Below are 15,238 nucleotides of genomic sequence, written 5' to 3'. Positions count from 1 at the left end.
GGAGAACCGTTATGCGTATGCAATTGTGCGTGCTGGCGCTGGCCTGCACCGTCGGCCTGGCCCAGGCCAAAGGCACTGATTCCGCCGCTCTGGGCAAAAACCTGACCCCCATGGGTTCGGAAATGGCGGCCAACGCCGACGGCAGCATTCCGGCCTGGTCCGGTGGCCTGGCGAGTAATGCCGGCAGCGTCGACAGCAAGGGCGGCTACAGCGATCCGTATGCGGCCGAAAAACCGTTGTTCACCATCGATTCGAAGAACGTCGCGCAGTATCAGAAGTTTCTCAGTCCCGGTCAGATTGCGTTGTTCAAGCGCTTTCCCGACAGCTACAAGATGAACATCTACCCGACGCACCGCAGCGCCAACCTGCCCAAGGACATCCTCGCGCAGAGCCGCGACAACGTCGCTAAAACCAGCATGGCCGATGGCGGCAACGGCTTGCACGACTACGCGCGCGGCATTCCGTTTCCGCTGCCCACCGAAGGCCTGGAGGTGATGTGGAACCACATGACCCGCTATCGCGGCGGCAGTTACGAACGTATCAGCAGTTCAGCGCTGGTGCGTGAAAACGGCGCTACCAGTTATGTGCGCAACCAGTCGCTGATCAACTTCGCCGATACCGTGGGTGGGTTGGAGGCGGGCGCCAACATTCTGTTCATGTTCAAGAGCCGCGTGCTGGAACCGGCGCGTTTGTCCGGCGAAGCGGTGCTGGTGCACGAGCCGATCGACCAGGTGGCCGAGCCGCGTTCAGCGTGGCAATACCTGCCGGGCCAACGCCGGGTGCGTCGCGCGCCGATGATCGCCTACGACAACAGCGCCCGTTACAGCAACGGCCTGATCACCGCCGACAACATCGACGGCTACAACGGTGCGCCGGATCGTTTTGACTGGAAGCTGATCGGCAAACAGGAACTGTTCATCCCGTACAACAGCTACAAAATCGGCAGCCACAGCCTCAAGTACGACGAAGTGATCAAGCCCAACCACGTCAACCAGGATCTGGCGCGCTACGAGAAACACCGGGTGTGGGTGGTGGAGGCCACGCTCAAGCCAAGCGCACGGCACATCTACGCCAAACGCCGGTTCTATGTGGACGAGGACAGCTGGCAGATCGCGCAGTCTGACCAGTACGACAGCCGTGGCGAACTGTGGCGCAGCGGCGAACTGCACGCGATTCAGCAGTACGACCATGGCTTCACCTACAACGTGCTGGAAACCTCGTACGACCTGATTTCCGGCCGCTACTACGCCGGTGGCCTGGCCAACGAAGAGACCGAACCGATGCGGGTCGGGTTCGCAGCCAAGACCGACGACTACACCCCGTCGGACCTGCGGCGCTGGGCCAAGTAACCAGGCGCCCCCGCACATCCAATGTGGGAGCGAGCCTGCTCGCGAAGGCGGTGTATCAGTCAACACATTTACCGACTGACACTCCCTCATCGCGAGCAAGCTCACTCCTACAAGGGGCGGTGTTGTTTTTAGTACCTACCAGGAGATCTGCCGTGCGCTACTGGATATCCGCTCTGGCCCTGGGCGTCAGCCTGGGCACCGTTCATGCTGCCACTCTCGATTCCCCTCAGGCCAAGGCGCTGGCGCAAGAGGCTTACGTCTTCGCCTACGCCACCGTCGAGCACGACAAAGTGCTCACTGCCATTGCTGCCAAACTGCCCTTCAACCGGCTCTACAGCGAGCCGCGATTGCTCGGCCCGCAGGACAACAAAGTGGTGTCGCCGAACAACGACACCTTCTATTCCCGCGCCTTGCTCGACCTGCGCGGCGAACCCATGGTGCTGGACGTGCCGGAGGTAGAAGGGCGCTACTACAGCTTCCAACTGGTCGACATGCGCACCGACAACCTCGACTACATCGGCACTCGTGCCACTGGTAGCAAAGCGGGGCGCTACTTGATCGCCGGGCCGGATTGGCAAGGTGAAGTGCCAAAGGATTTCAGTGGCGTGATCCGCTCGCCGAGTCGCCTGGTATTCCTGCTCGGCCGCACCGAAGTCAAAGGTGAAGCCGATCAGCAAGACGCCGCGAAAGTGTTGATGGGCTATGCGCTGCAACCCTTGTCCAAAGTGATCGCACGCGCAGCACCTGACGCGTTGCCTCCACTGCAGTTGCCCACTTATCAAGACACCAAACAAGGCCCGGCCCAATCCCTGTTCAGCACGTTCAACAGCCTGGCGTCGCTGCACGAGTGGACGCCGACTGAACGCGCAAAACTGCAACGATTCGCCGCCATCGGGGTGAAACCCGGTGCCACGTTCGAGCCGCCAGCGGATTTGAGCGAAGCGATTGCCCAAGGCGCCGAGGCTGGCCGCGAACAGGTCCGTACAGCGTCGAACCATGTCTCGGTGGAACAGCGAGGCTGGTTTCGCTCCCCGACCAATGTCGGCAAATTCGGCGACGATGACCTGACCCGTGCGGCGGTCGCCTGGCGCTACATTTACGCCAACGACCCGGTGGAAGCGGTGTACCCGATGGCGTTGCACGATGCCCAGGGCCAGACGCTGGACGGCACCAAAGCCTATCGCCTGCATTTTCCCGCCGGACAGTTACCGCCGGTGAATGCCTTCTGGTCATTGACCCTGTACGACGGCAAAACCCAATTGCTCGCGGCCAACCCGATCCAGCGTTACGCCCTCGGCGACCGTAGCCCCGATCTGCATTACGACGTTGATGGCGGCTTGACCCTGACCTTGCAATCCACCGCGCCTACGCAACAACAAGGCAACTGGCTGCCGACACCACAAGGCCCGTTCAATCTGTTGTTGCGCCTGTATTTGCCCAAGTCAGGCGCGCTGGACGGCAGTTATCAGTTGCCGACCATTGCGAGGGTTGAACCATGAACCTGATCGTCAGCCGTCGTCGAGTGCTCGGCAGCATGAGTGTTCTGGGAGGCAGTCTGATGTTTCCACGCTGGTTGTTGGCCGCAGAATCCGATGACCTTCGAGCCATCGCACAGGAAGCGTGGATCTACGCTTACCCGATGCTCATGCATTACCAGACTCTGGAAAAACAGCTGCTCAATCCTGCTGCACCGGAATACGTCGGCGGCTTCAATCGCTTCCGTCACTACAGCGAGCTGTATACCCCGAAGAACCGCGAAATCGTCACGCCTAACAACGACACGCCGTACTCCTGGGCCTGGCTCGACCTGCGCAGCGAACCGCAAGTGTTGAGTGTGCCGGCGGTCGATGACGACCGTTATTACGTGCACCAGTTGGTGGACCAGTACACGCACAATTTCGCTTACGTCGGCGTGCTCAGCACCGGGCGTGAGGCGGGGGATTACCTGATCGCCAGGCCGGATTGGCAGGGGCCGACGCCCACGGGCATCAAAGCCGTGCTGCGCAGCGAGACCGAAATCGTCATGGTGCTCGGGCGCACCGGATTAAAAAACGCCGATGACCTGCCGGCGGTTCGTGAGTTGCAGCAGCAATACCGTTTGCGCCCATTGCATGAATACACCGCCAGTCCGGCCCCGGTCGCGCCGCCCGCGATTGATTGGCCTGCGTGGGACAGCAAGAGCGGATTGGGGCCGTCGTTCATTGCCGTGCTGAATCAAATCCTCACGCTGTGCCCGACCCAGCCCGCCGAGCAGGCCTTGCGCGCACGTTTCGCCCGTATCGGCATCGTGCCGGGCCAGGCGTTCGATGTCGCTGCGTTGCCGGTGGAAACCCGTCAGGCCTTGATCGCCGGCATTGCCGATGCTCAGGCGCAGCTGCAAACGGCGGTGAGCCAGGTGCGCACCACGCTGGGCCTGTTTGGCACCCGCGAAGCGCTGCATGGCAATTACCTGAATCGGGCGGTCGCCGCGAACGTCGGCATCTACGGCAACAGCGTCGAAGAGGCGTTCTACACCGGCGGTCGCCAGGACAATCAGGGGCAGCCATTGCAAGGCGGGCGGCGTTATCGCCTGCGTTTCGCGCCGGGGCAATTGCCGCCCGCCAGTGAGTTTTGGTCGTTGACGCTGTATGACCTTCCGGACCGACAGTTGGTCGCGAACCCCATTGATCGATATTGCTTGAGCAGCCGCGATCAGTTGCAGGTGGATGCGGACGGCGGGGTGACCCTGGTGATGCAGTCTTCGGCGCCGCAAGAGCAGAGCAATTGGCTGCCGACGCCGGCGAGCGGGGCGTTTACGCTGGTGCTGCGGTTGTATGGGCCGGGACGGGAGGTGATTGAGCAGCGGTGGCGGATGCCTGCGGTCGAAGTGGTTTCCGTGTAGTCCGGACTGACGCCTTCGCGAGCAGGCTCGCTCCCACAGGGGATTTGTGAACGACACAGATCCAGTGTGGGAGCGGGCTTGCTCGCGAAGGGCGCGCCGCGGTCTTAAGGCGTCACGATATTGAACTGCGGACTGAAGCTGTCCACGCTGCCCAACAGCTCCCCAAGCTTCTTCCCGTTGCCCTGCAACTTGATCAACCCTTTCTGAATCGCGGTCGGGAAATCCAGTTGCTTGAGGCTGATCTGCTCCAGCGTCGCCTTGCTCAAACTCACACTGGCATCCGCCGCCGGGTTCAGCCCGGTACGATGAGTCAGCACGCCATTGCGCAGGGTCAGGTTGAAGTCCTTGTTCTGGTCTTCAAAGGTCCAGTTCAACGTCAGGTCATGGCCCACGGCTTTTTCGCTGTCGAGACGAATCGCCAGGTAGTCGAAGAACATGTCCGGCGTCATCGCCCGCATCATGTCTACCGACGCTGAACTGCCGGCATGTTGCGGCACGCCGTTGCGCAGCTCCATTGCCCCCGTCAGGTACATGTTGCGCCAGGTCGCGTTCTCGCTCTGGTAGCCCAACTGCTCTAGAACCTCGGCCTGGGCGTTGCGACCCGGTACGTTGTCAGGTTCGGCAAACACCAACTGATTGCCCAGTTGCGCCGCCCAGCGATAGTCACCCTTGGCCATCGCCGTGCGCATTTTTTCCAGCACTGCGGCGGCGCCACCCATCGCTTCGACCGTGCGTTTGGCGGTTTCCACCGGTGGCAGCGGATTGAGGTTGGCCGGGTTACCGTCATAGAAACCCAGGTAACGCTGATACACCGCCCGCACGTTGAAACTCAAGGAACCGTAGTAGCCACGGGTGTACCACTTCTGATCCAGCGCCCCCGGCAACGTCTTGATGGCGTCGGCGATTTCCACTGACGTCAGGCCCTGGTTCATCAAGTGCAAGGTGCGGTCGTTGAGGAAGGCGTACATGTCACGCTGATCCGCCAGGAACGTGCGAATCCGCTCGCCACCCCAGGTCGGCCAGTTGTGTTGCGCGAACAGCACATCGCTCTTGTCGCCGTAACGCGCCAGGCTGTTGTCCAGATACTCCGACCAGGCCTTGGCATCACGGACTTGCGCGCCACGCGGGGTGAGGAGGTTGTGCATCATTTGCGTGGCGTTTTCGGCCATGCACAACGCGCGCAGTTGCGGCAGGTAGAGGTTCATTTCCGCTGGCGCTTCGGTGCCCGGCGTGAGCTGGAACTCGACCTCGATGCCGGCGATGGTGCGGGTCTCGAGTTCCTTGTCGATCAGGTCGGTCGGCGCAATCAAGGTGACAGTGCCGCCACTCGGTGAACTCTTGCCCAGGCCTGCGTCCAGTTGACCTTTTTCACCGCGTGGCAGCAGGCTGCCGAACTGGAATTGCGCGCGGCGGCTCATGGCGGTGCCCGCGAACACGTTCTCGCTCATGACGTGTTCCATGAACCCGGCGGGCGCGTACACCTTGACCTTGCCGGCCTTGACGTCGGTCTCGTCGATCACCCCGCGCACGCCGCCGAAATGATCGACGTGGGTGTGGCTGTAAATCACCGCCACGACCGGTTTGTGCGCACGGTTCTGGTAGTACAGGTCCAGCGCCGCTTTAGCGGTTTCAGCGGTGGTCAGCGGGTCGATGATGATCAGCCCGTCGTCACCTTCAATGATGGTCATGTTGGCCAGATCCAGCCCGCGCACCTGATAAATCTTCGGGCTGACTTCGAACAGTCCGGCATGGGCATTGAGCTGCGCCAGGCGCCACAGGCTCGGGTTGACCGAGGCGGGCGACTGATCCTTGGCGAGGAAGTCGTACGCCGCTATGTCCCAGATGACCTTGCCGGAAGCGTCTTTGACCTGACCTTTGAACGGCGCGATCAAGCCTTTGCTGACCGATTCGAAATCGGTGCGGTCACTGAAGGGCAGGTGTTGCAGCACGGCGGCATTGAGGGTGGTGGTGATCGCACTGGCATCCGCCGACTCATCGACGGCGTAAACCGGTTGCGTCAGGCATGCGGTGATCAGGCAAGCAAGCAGGCCACGAGGGCTCAAGGTGAAACGAGGCATGGCGTCTCCGTTTTTTATCGTTATGGTTAGACCAGCCTCCGAGGGTAGGGCCGCGGCCGGGGCGGGCGACAATCGTCAACGGACAAAAACCATGCAGGGCCGCTATCCTTGCCTCACGTTTCTTCACGGAATTGCCCATGCTTCAGGTCCAAGGCGTCTTCAAAAGCTACGCCACCCCGCAAGGCCCGCTGCCGGTGCTGCAAGGCGTCGACCTGACCCTGAAACCCGGCAGCAGCCTGGCGCTGATGGGCGAGTCGGGCAGCGGCAAAAGCACCTTGCTGCACCTGATTGCCGGGCTGGACAAGGTCGACCGGGGCAGTATCCGCAGCGGCGAGCATCGGCTGGAGCAGATGAACGAAGGGCAACTGGCCCATTGGCGGCGCACCGAAATCGGCCTGGTGTTCCAGCAGTTCAACCTGATCGGCAGTTTGCGGGTCGAGGATAACCTGGCGTTTCAGGCGCGGCTGGCGGGGCGCCATGACCCGCGCTGGCAGGCGCATCTGGTGCAACGTTTGGGGCTGGGCGATGTGCTGCGCCGCTATCCGGAGCAACTGTCCGGCGGCCAACAGCAACGAGTCGCACTGGGCCGCGCATTGGCGTCCCAACCGAAATTGCTGCTGGCCGACGAACCCACCGGCAGCCTCGATGAAGCCACCAGCGACGAGGTGTTGAAGTTGCTCCTGGAATTGCTCGACGACACGTCCACCACGTTATTGATGGTCACGCACAGCCCACGGGTGGCGGCGCGGCTGGCGGAAAAAGTGGTGTTGCACGGTGGTCGCCTGGCTGGCGCGGACGAGCGCTGAGGTGCGGGTTTTTCGCGAGACGTTGCGGGCGCTGCAGAGCCATTGGCGGCAGCATCCGGTGCAGTTTTTCAGCGTGCTGACCGGGTTGTGGCTCGCCACCAGTTTGCTCACGGGCGTGCAGGCGCTGAACAGCCAGGCGCGGGAAAGTTACGCGCGGGCCAGTCAGTTGATCGGCGGCGAACCGCAAGCCAGCCTCAGCGCGCCCGGTGGCGGGACGTTTTCTCAGGCGTTGTTTGTCGACTTGCGGCGTGCCGGTTGGCCGGTGTCGCCGGTGCTGCAAGGCCGGGTGACGCTCAAAGGCCATGAAGAGCAGCGCTTGCAACTGATGGGCATCGAGCCGGTGTCGCTGCCGGCTGGCTCATCGGTGGCGGGGCAGTCGTTGCCGATTGAGCAGATTGTCGAGTTTTTCAGTGCGCCGGGCAGCACCTGGATCTCGCCGCAAACGATGCAAGCGCTGGGGTTGCAGGAAGGTGAACGACCGTTGAGTTCGAACGGTGAGCCGCTGCCACCGCTGCACGCTCAAACGGACATGGCCCCCGGTTTGTTGCTGGTGGACATCGGCTTCGCCCAGCAGATTCTCGGTCTGCCGGATCAACTGTCACGCTTGCTGTTGCCGAAGGATTTCAGCGCTCCGTTACCCGACACGCTCAAGGATCAACTCCAGCTCAAGACCAGCGGTGAGGAGAACAACCTCGCGCGCCTGACCGAGAGCTTTCACCTGAACCTCGACGCCTTGGGGTTTCTGTCCTTCGTGGTCGGCCTGTTCATCGTCCACGCGGCCATCGGCCTGGCACTGGAACAACGCCGAGGACTGCTCAGAACCCTGCGCGCCTGTGGCGTCAGCGCGCGCATGCTCATCACCTGCCTGACGTTTGAACTCGGTGGTCTGGCGCTGATAGGCGGCCTCGCCGGCGTGGTCAGCGGCTACCTGTTGGCCAGCGTGCTGCTGCCGGACGTCGCCGCCAGCCTGCGCGGCTTGTATGGCGCGGAAGTGGCGGGGCAGTTGAGCCTCAGCCCGTGGTGGTGGCTCAGCGGTGTCGGCCTGAGTGTGCTCGGGGCATTGCTGGCCGGTGCCAACAGTTTGCTGCGGGCGGCGCGTTTGCCGTTGCTGGCGCTGGCCGATCCACAAGCCTGGCATCAGGCCCACGCGCGCTGGTTGCGGCGCCAGGGTTGGGTGGCGGCGACGGCAGCGCTGATTGCGCTCGGCGCCTTGATCTGGGGCGACAGCCTGGCCAGTGGATTTGTGCTGATGGCGGCGCTGTTGCTTGGCGCCGCACTGGCGCTGCCGGTGTTGCTGAATGCCGTGCTCAATCTGGTCTTGCAGCGCAGTCATTCGGTGCTCGGCCAATGGTTTATCGCCGATTGCCGTCAGCAACTGCCGGCCCTGAGCCTGGCGTTGATGGCGCTGCTATTGGCATTGGCGGCAAACATCGGCGCCGGCAGCATGACCGCCGGTTTCCGCGAGACGTTCAGCAACTGGCTCGAACAACGGCTGACCGCCGAGCTCTACGTCAATCCGCAAACCCCGGCTCAGTCTCGTGAGCTGAATATCTGGCTCAAACAGCAACCGCAACTCTCGGCGGTACTGCCCAGCTGGCAGGTGTCGATTCAGTTGCAGGGCTGGCCGGCGGACATTTTTGGCGTGATCGATCACCCGACCTATCGTCAGCACTGGCCGCTGCTGGAGGCGTTGGGCGACAACCCGTGGGACCGACTGGCCAAGGACGACGCGTTGATGCTCAGCGAGCAACTGGCCAGACGCCTGAAGGTGCGCCTCGGTGATCACCTGACGATTCCCACGCCGAGCGGCCCGTGGTCGCCGCGTATCGTCGGGATCTACGCCGATTACGGCAACCCCAAGGGCCACTTGTTGGTCAACGTCAACCATCTGCTGCACGGCTGGCCACAGCAGGCGCCCAACCGTTTTAATCTGCGCATTGAGCCCGCATCGATCCCGGCGTTTGTCAGCGAGTTGCAGGCGCGTTTCGCATTGGATGACAACCGCATTGTCGATCAGGCGCGCCTCAAGGGCTGGTCGACGCAAGTGTTTGAACGCACCTTCGCCGCCACGGCCGCGCTCAACAGCCTGACCCTGTGTGTGGCGGGCGTGGCGTTGTTCATCAGCCTGCTGACCCAAAGCCAAAGCCGCCTCGGGCAGTTGGCGCCGCTGTGGGCGCTGGGCGTGACGCGCCGGCAATTGATGCTGCTCAACCTCGGGCAAACCTGGCTGCTGGCGGTGTTGACGCTAGTGCTGGCGCTGCCGCTGGGGATCGCGCTGGCGTGGTGCCTGGATGCGGTGATCAACGTCCAGGCATTCGGCTGGCGTCTGCCGCTGCGGGTGTTTCCGGTGCAACTGTTGCAGTTGATGGGGCTGGCGTTGTTCGCGACGTTATTGGCGTCGGCGTGGCCGTTGTATTCGCTGTATCGCACGCAACCGGCGGACCTGCTGAGGACGTTTGCTCATGAGGATTAAGGTCGGGCTATTTTTATTGGTTTTATTGAGCGGCTGCGACAACTCCGCACCTGTCGACAAAGGCTTCGCCGGTCTCGGCGGCGAGGCGGCAACGTTTACTCCGGTGGTGCCGGGACGAGACTTCAGCTTCCCGGCGGATCACGGGCCGCATGACGGTTTTCGCATCGAGTGGTGGTACGTCACCGCCAACCTCAAGGACGCGCAGGGCCGCGAATTCGGCGTGCAATGGACGCTGTTTCGTAGCGCCTTGAAAGCCGCGCCCGAGGCGGCTGGCTGGGCTAATCAGACGATCTGGCTGGGGCATGCGGCCGTGACCTCGGCGACGGAGCATCACGCGGCCGAACGCTACGCCCGTGGCGGCGTCGGTCAGGCCGGCGTGAACGTCGCACCGTTCAATGCGTGGATCGATGACTGGCGATTCAGCAGTCAGGGTGCTGATCCGTTAGCGGATGTTCAACTCAGTGCGCGGGACAAGGCGTTCGGTTACCAGCTTCGACTGACGTCCACTCGGCCGCTGGTGCTTCAGGGCGATAAAGGTTTCAGCCAGAAATCCGAACAGGGCCAGGCGTCGTACTACTACAGCCAGCCGTTTTTCCAGGCCAGCGGCTCGCTGGACATCGACGGCAAAACCTATCAAGTCAGCGGCCCGGCCTGGCTCGACCGTGAATGGAGCAGCCAGCCACTGACTGCCAACCAGACCGGTTGGGACTGGTTTTCCCTGCACCTGGACAGTGGCGAACAGGTGATGCTCTACCGCATGCGCAACAAGGACGGCGAGCCTTACCTCACGGGTACATGGATCGACGCCGAGGGGCAGACTCAACCACTGCACGCCGACGACATCCGCCTTACACCGCAAGACACCGCCAAGGTTGCTGGCCGAAAGATGCCGGTGCGCTGGTCGATCAAAATCCCCGGCAAGCACCTCGACATCACTCTCAACGCCCTCAACCCCAACGCGTGGATGGATTTGCGCATTCCGTATTGGGAAGGGCCAGTGCAACTGAGCGGCAGCCATGCGGGGCAGGGCTATCTGGAAATGACCGGTTATTGAGTCGGAACTCTCGGCAGATCGACGTCCTCCTACGTTAACAAACCCGTTCACTGGAGCCCGCCATGAGCGACGACCTCAAACCGCCAGACCTTGCGTCATGGCAACGACTGTTCGACGACAAGGCTTACTGGCAGCAATCCCCCGACGCCCATTACACCGAACTGCTGCGCGTGGCTGACGACTTGCTGGGGCAGGGCGCCATCGACCTCCAGCAGTGGCAAGACTTGAAGGCCAGGGCCGAGCAGTCGCACAAAGATTCACCGGCCGTGAACGTCGCCCAGGAAGTCGATGATCCTGAAGCCTGAGGCGGCCCTGACGTACGAGAAAGTGATGCCTTGCGCGACACCTTGCTGACTTGGCGCAAGGAAAGTGGAAAAAGCACTGACAACAACGAGCCCACTGGGCAAGAAACTGCAAAAACTCTCTGAAGACCGTCTATGCTCATTTGCACACATCGCGCTGACGCCTGAGCCAGAGCGGTCTGCTGCCCTTTATTACCAAGGAATGTATCGCCTATGAAACTCCACGCACTGACCAAAGCCATCTCCCTCGCTACCCTGCTGTCCGCTGTCAGCCTCGGCGCCATGGCTGCCGATATCCCGCTGGCTGGCGTCGTGTTAGAGGATCAGACCACCGCCACCGTCGTCTCGGTCGACGCCGCAAACCATCAAGTCGTGCTCAAAGGGCCTGACGGTAAAGAAGTTTCTGTCCAACTGACCGACAAGGCGAAAAACCTTGGCAACCTGAAAGCCGGCGATCAAGTCGATATCAAAGTCGTTCACGCCGAAGCGGCCTACCTCGATACCGACGTCTCGAAGGCCCTGCCAGGTTCCGCCGAACGCACGGGCGACGTTCGCGCAGCGCCAGGTGCCGCCAAACCGGCTGGTGAAGCTTACCGCCAGGTTGAAGTTCAGCTGAAAATCACCCACATCGACCTGAAGAAAAACCAGGTGACCTTCGAAGGTCCGAAGGGTAAATCCAAAACGGTTGACATCGTAAGACCGGAAGTTCAAGCCAAACTCAAAGACCTGAAAGTCGGTCAAACCGTTGTCGTCACCTACACAGACATCCTGCAAGTGCATACTCACGCCCCTAAAAGCTGAGTATTGATTCTATAAAATGATTGTTCTTGTATAAGTTTTTTGTACAAGAACAATCAGTTTTAATGTTCTAGGTGGTGAGTTTTGGTGGCGGTTTACATAGTATTGCAACCGACATTTTGTTAAACATTGTGTTTACAAATTTCATGTTCGCTTAGCGGACATATCCGAAAACTTCTATTAAAATGCCCCCGTTCGCCCAGTGTCACGGCTCTTTACCAGTGCATGGAATGCCGAGGCCATAGCACTGGGCGGACACCTTCTTTTTCAATTGATGACAATGAATATATAAAAACGGGCGATCGTATGATCGCCCGTTTTTTTTATGGGGTTTGTTTTTGTAAGGGTCTGCCAATAACGTCCAGCAAGTCGCAGCCGTCGCGCAGTGGAATTGCAATTACGCGGGCGAAGTCCTGAAGTAGCGCGTTGTCGCCGTTGAGCGAATCACCCAAGGATAGAGTTTCCACCAGTTGGGTGACGCTGCGGATTCGGTAGGCCGCCGTGTGGGATCAGGCAATCGATGCCGGTGATGGGCATGTATCGAGCCATGGTTGGGCCTCCTACTCTCAAGATTGGGTGCTGTGTGGGGTTTCGGAGGCATCGCCAGGAGGGTCGAGATTGTCCAGCGCACGGTTTACCAACAATTCACCCACTACCGCCAGCTGCTGGATTGATAGCGCGAGGCTGCGGTGTGAGCCTTCGAGTTTGCAGGCCAGGTCGGTGGTGAGGACGTTGAGGGAGGCGAGGGTTTCGCAGGCGTGGCTTAGCAGGGTTTCGGTATCGATGTTGGGGAGGATGGTGAAGACGTGGCTGATGATGGAAAGGGGACGGATTTATTTTCTTTCGTTGAAAATAAATCCGTCCCCTTTGTGGTCCCCTTTGTGCCTTTGTGTTGAAAACGTTTTTGATGTCGCCACAATTTAATCCAATTCGACACGTATTGAAGTTGGTCTTTTTCCATTTTGCTGGAGGTGCGTCAGGGAGTTCCTATATATCAAACACCATTATTATCGTTGGTCTGCTGTTATCAATATTTAAAGCGAAAAGGTCAATGGTGCCGATCGCTATGGGTGTCGTGAAAACCTGGTTAAAAAAGTGATGCCGTCAATATCGTTCCAGAATTTCATAATTACTCTTTGGAGTAGAAGAAGTCTTTTATACTGGGGTTTGCCCGTTTTAGTGCTTTCATACTGTCGTACATTGATCGAAAAGCGAAAAGGAGACAGATTTATTTTCCTTCGTAAAAATAAATCTGTCCCCTTTGTTTGTCTTAGATGCGGCAGTCGTCATAACGCAGAAACAAGGAGCGACCGGGCCGTTGTCGATACGCTGAAAAAAAGGGGGTTGATACCAGTTGATGGGCGTCCCCTTGTTCAGTCCCCTTTTTCACTTGGCGAGTTTTTGTGGCGTGTTCAAGTGGTCAAGTTAATAGCAAAGCGACTCGGTACAGAACGGGCCGTCGTTATTGTTAATTGTTTTCTTCAGTACGAAAATTTTGGATTGAAGATCGTCTGGCCTTTGCATGGAGCTAGCTCGCTAACCTCAAGTTTAGACTCCAGTCGCAGGTAATCTAGAGCTTCTTTGCAAGTCGAAAAAACTCTGGTTTCCTCGTTTAAATACTCTTCCATTGCAATTTTTGAATCAAAAATTTCGCTTACGTATGTTTTGTATTTTTCTTCGTATTTTTGTATTGCAGTCGAAAGCCAAAGAACGTCATTTTGAGCATCTCGCTTTCCTCTGCATCCCACCTGTTTTCCGGCCTCTATCCAGCTGATTATTTTTTCATCCGTATTCATGTCACTCTCCGGTGATGTTGATAACAACTTTTGTGCCGTCGTCTCTTTTTATATTGATATGTGGGTGCTCTCCATGAGCATCTTCAAGTCCGTGCCCCCGGACTCTCCCGAAAAAAGGGGACGGGTTTATTTTTCTTTCGTTGAAAATAAATCTCCCCCTATCTTCTTTGCAATTCTTTGGGTTTGATGAGTTTGTTCACGGTTTTTTGAAAGGAAATGTCTCGCCTTCAATAATAATTTGCTCTTCCTGTATAACAACATTTTTTATGCTGTTGACTACTAATTTTAGGTTTTTAGAATTTGGAAATAATGAGTCCAGTAAGTCGAAATATAGATAATCGTTAATAAGGTTGGCGGCGAGGTTCGGTTCGTGTTCAATAAGCTGCTTGAAGCTTGCGTAGTTGGCTTCTTTTAGGTTTTCATTGTCCGCGTATCCTTGTTGGGTATCATCGATTTTGCATTGGTGAATGAAGGAGTTCGCACTTTTTAAAAAATCTTCTGTTAGCTCTTTAAGGCTTATGGTTAATTCATATTCCGTTGTTTCAAGCCCAGGGTTCTCTCCAAAGCCAAGACTTCTATAGCCAATTTCGCTCGGGTTGATGGCCAAGCTTGCAGATCTGAAATTCATGGTGCCGTTCCCGGTAGTAGGAGAGTAATGGTTCCATCTTTATCTAGCGTAATAAATGAAAAGGGGACGGATTTATTTTTTTGCGTGAAATTGAAAAGGGGACGGATTTATTTTCGTTCGCTAAAAATAAATCCGTCCCCTTTATTTTGTTTGACTTAGAAGTAAAAAAACAGCCCGGTCTTGCTTTTTAATGCTAGTTTGTTCAGGGTTATAATTTTTTCTAATATCTCAAATTCAGTGTGTTCGTAAGCGTTTGTTAAAATATTTAGAGATGTGGTTAGTTCGATGTTGCCTTGAATGCTTTCGTCTTCGTTTTCATCTATAAGTTTTCCTAGTGATGAGTTTATTTTTTCAATTACTCCAGATTGCAATAATTTTGCGTAGTGCTCTTCTGGTAATTGAAGTTCCTCAAGGTCACCAAGCAAGCACTCATCTAGATCTAAGCGTTCCATTGCTTCGGAGCTCAACGGGACGGAGATAGTTTTCATTTTATGGCCCTTTATTAAAATGCGTTACTTCCTTTTGCCTGGAAGCGAGGGGTCATATACTCTAAAGTAGTTCCCGTTTGGGAAAAAGGGGACGGATTTATTTTCTCTTGTGAAGATAAATCCGTCCCCTTTTTTCGTTTGTTTTGCTGAGCAGCAGTCTGTGGTTATGACGCTGAACTAGTAAAAAAGTAACCGGCTAATAAGTGTATTTTTTTATAAGTTCTCAATGGCTTTAGGTATTTCAGCGGCAGATATTTGTCGGAGGTTTATATTTTTTAACAAGATTTCGATGCTGGATCTGTGTTCTACAGAGCAAATTATTTGTGTAACTGAATATGTGTCATTTTCTATGAATCGACCAATAATCGACTCGCGTTCATTACATAGGAAGTTGGCTAGGTGGTCGGATGATACCCCCTTGTCAGTAACGCTGAGTTTTTCCCAGGTTTTCTCTATGTTGGGTTCTGATTTATTCAACAGTAAAATTGTGTTTCGGTACTGTGTTAGCTCGTTGGGGTTGAATCGGGTGTCTCCTATATTTATGTGTTGTATGTATGAATAAATTTTGGTCTTTTCATTTTTTTT

Annotated in this window: 12 protein-coding genes and 2 pseudogenes; 8 read left to right on the top strand and 6 right to left on the bottom strand. The window is 57.3% G+C overall.

All coding sequences use genetic code 11. The features are described from left to right. The first annotated feature begins 11 nt into the window (after window positions 1–11). The 3 genes from ACWKV5_RS02035 to ACWKV5_RS02025 all read left to right on the top strand — a co-directional run bounded on the left by ACWKV5_RS02035 (window position 12) and on the right by ACWKV5_RS02025 (window position 4,230). The gene (locus tag ACWKV5_RS02035; protein WP_483839939.1) at window positions 12–1,349 is read left to right on the top strand and encodes a DUF1329 domain-containing protein; all 1,338 of its coding nucleotides are present in this window, start codon (window positions 12–14) and stop codon (window positions 1,347–1,349) included. 152 nt (window positions 1,350–1,501) lie between these two features. Continuing rightward, on the top strand, window positions 1,502–2,848 hold the full coding sequence (locus ACWKV5_RS02030; RefSeq protein ID WP_483839938.1) for a DUF1254 domain-containing protein: 1,347 nt from the start codon (window positions 1,502–1,504) through the stop codon (window positions 2,846–2,848). Further along, window positions 2,845–4,230 (top strand): DUF1254 domain-containing protein, encoded by a 1,386-nt coding sequence (locus ACWKV5_RS02025; RefSeq protein ID WP_483839937.1) that lies wholly within the window; start codon window positions 2,845–2,847, stop codon window positions 4,228–4,230. Before ACWKV5_RS02030 ends, ACWKV5_RS02025 begins: the two co-directional genes overlap by 4 nt. Before the next feature lie 104 nt (window positions 4,231–4,334). Here the strand turns inward: ACWKV5_RS02025 and ACWKV5_RS02020 are convergent, their stop codons facing one another. Then, window positions 4,335–6,308 carry an alkyl/aryl-sulfatase gene (locus ACWKV5_RS02020; protein WP_483839936.1) on the bottom strand — a complete coding sequence of 658 codons (1,974 nt, stop codon included), beginning with the start codon at window positions 6,306–6,308 and terminating at the stop codon, window positions 4,335–4,337. A gap of 137 nt (window positions 6,309–6,445) precedes the next feature. On the opposite strand from ACWKV5_RS02020, the gene ACWKV5_RS02015 reads away from it, so the two are divergent. From ACWKV5_RS02015 to ACWKV5_RS01995, 5 genes are all read left to right on the top strand, one after another. Next, window positions 6,446–7,114 carry an ABC transporter ATP-binding protein gene (locus ACWKV5_RS02015; RefSeq protein ID WP_483839935.1) on the top strand — a complete coding sequence of 223 codons (669 nt, stop codon included), beginning with the start codon at window positions 6,446–6,448 and terminating at the stop codon, window positions 7,112–7,114. 1 nt (window position 7,115) lies between these two features. Then, window positions 7,116–9,587, top strand: coding sequence for an ABC transporter permease (locus tag ACWKV5_RS02010; protein ID WP_483839934.1), 2,472 nt, complete (start codon window positions 7,116–7,118; stop codon window positions 9,585–9,587). Beyond that, complete coding sequence (locus ACWKV5_RS02005; RefSeq protein WP_483839933.1) at window positions 9,577–10,641, top strand: lipocalin-like domain-containing protein; 1,065 nt, start codon at window positions 9,577–9,579, stop codon at window positions 10,639–10,641. Before ACWKV5_RS02010 ends, ACWKV5_RS02005 begins: the two co-directional genes overlap by 11 nt. Window positions 10,642–10,703: 62 nt before the next feature. Further along, a complete protein-coding gene (locus tag ACWKV5_RS02000) occupies window positions 10,704–10,946 on the top strand; it encodes a hypothetical protein (protein WP_483839932.1) in 243 nt (80 codons plus the stop codon). Between the two features lie 210 nt (window positions 10,947–11,156). After that, window positions 11,157–11,744: a hypothetical protein gene (locus tag ACWKV5_RS01995; protein WP_483839931.1), complete on the top strand. Its 588-nt coding sequence runs from the start codon at window positions 11,157–11,159 to the stop codon at window positions 11,742–11,744. A 320-nt stretch (window positions 11,745–12,064) separates the two neighbouring features. Here the strand turns inward: ACWKV5_RS01995 and ACWKV5_RS01990 are convergent. From ACWKV5_RS01990 to ACWKV5_RS01970, 5 genes and pseudogenes are all read right to left on the bottom strand, one after another. After that, window positions 12,065–12,290, bottom strand: a pseudogene (locus ACWKV5_RS01990) (hypothetical protein). A 17-nt stretch (window positions 12,291–12,307) separates the two neighbouring features. Then, window positions 12,308–12,556: pseudogene (locus ACWKV5_RS01985) on the bottom strand (DUF6124 family protein); the annotation flags it as partial. Window positions 12,557–13,222: 666 nt separating this feature from the next. Beyond that, window positions 13,223–13,537, bottom strand: a complete 315-nt coding sequence (locus ACWKV5_RS01980; protein ID WP_483839930.1) for a hypothetical protein — start codon at window positions 13,535–13,537, stop codon at window positions 13,223–13,225. Between the two features lie 196 nt (window positions 13,538–13,733). Then, a complete protein-coding gene (locus tag ACWKV5_RS01975; protein WP_483839929.1) occupies window positions 13,734–14,165 on the bottom strand; it encodes a hypothetical protein in 432 nt (143 codons plus the stop codon). Window positions 14,166–14,320: 155 nt separating this feature from the next. Continuing rightward, window positions 14,321–14,653, bottom strand: coding sequence for a hypothetical protein (locus ACWKV5_RS01970; RefSeq protein ID WP_483839928.1), 333 nt, complete (start codon window positions 14,651–14,653; stop codon window positions 14,321–14,323). Window positions 14,654–15,238 lie beyond the last annotated feature (585 nt).

Source organism: Pseudomonas oplopanacis (genome assembly GCF_057128725.1).
Note: the sequence above shows the minus strand (reverse complement) of the source record. Positions and strands in the feature narration are given on the sequence as shown.

Excerpts from the sequence above, each read along its gene's own strand:
- ACWKV5_RS02020 (WP_483839936.1), bottom strand. The coding sequence starts at position 6,308 with ATGCCTCGTTTCACCTTGAGCCCTCGTGGCCTGCTTGCTTGCCTGATC.
- ACWKV5_RS01980 (WP_483839930.1), bottom strand. The coding sequence starts at position 13,537 with ATGAATACGGATGAAAAAATAATCAGCTGGATAGAGGCCGGAAAACAG.
- ACWKV5_RS01975 (WP_483839929.1), bottom strand. The coding sequence starts at position 14,165 with ATGAATTTCAGATCTGCAAGCTTGGCCATCAACCCGAGCGAAATTGGC.
- ACWKV5_RS02035 (WP_483839939.1), top strand. The coding sequence starts at position 12 with ATGCGTATGCAATTGTGCGTGCTGGCGCTGGCCTGCACCGTCGGCCTG.
- ACWKV5_RS02005 (WP_483839933.1), top strand. The coding sequence starts at position 9,577 with ATGAGGATTAAGGTCGGGCTATTTTTATTGGTTTTATTGAGCGGCTGC.
- ACWKV5_RS01970 (WP_483839928.1), bottom strand. The coding sequence starts at position 14,653 with ATGAAAACTATCTCCGTCCCGTTGAGCTCCGAAGCAATGGAACGCTTA.
- ACWKV5_RS02015 (WP_483839935.1), top strand. The coding sequence starts at position 6,446 with ATGCTTCAGGTCCAAGGCGTCTTCAAAAGCTACGCCACCCCGCAAGGC.
- ACWKV5_RS02025 (WP_483839937.1), top strand. The coding sequence starts at position 2,845 with ATGAACCTGATCGTCAGCCGTCGTCGAGTGCTCGGCAGCATGAGTGTT.
- ACWKV5_RS01995 (WP_483839931.1), top strand. The coding sequence starts at position 11,157 with ATGAAACTCCACGCACTGACCAAAGCCATCTCCCTCGCTACCCTGCTG.
- ACWKV5_RS02000 (WP_483839932.1), top strand. The coding sequence starts at position 10,704 with ATGAGCGACGACCTCAAACCGCCAGACCTTGCGTCATGGCAACGACTG.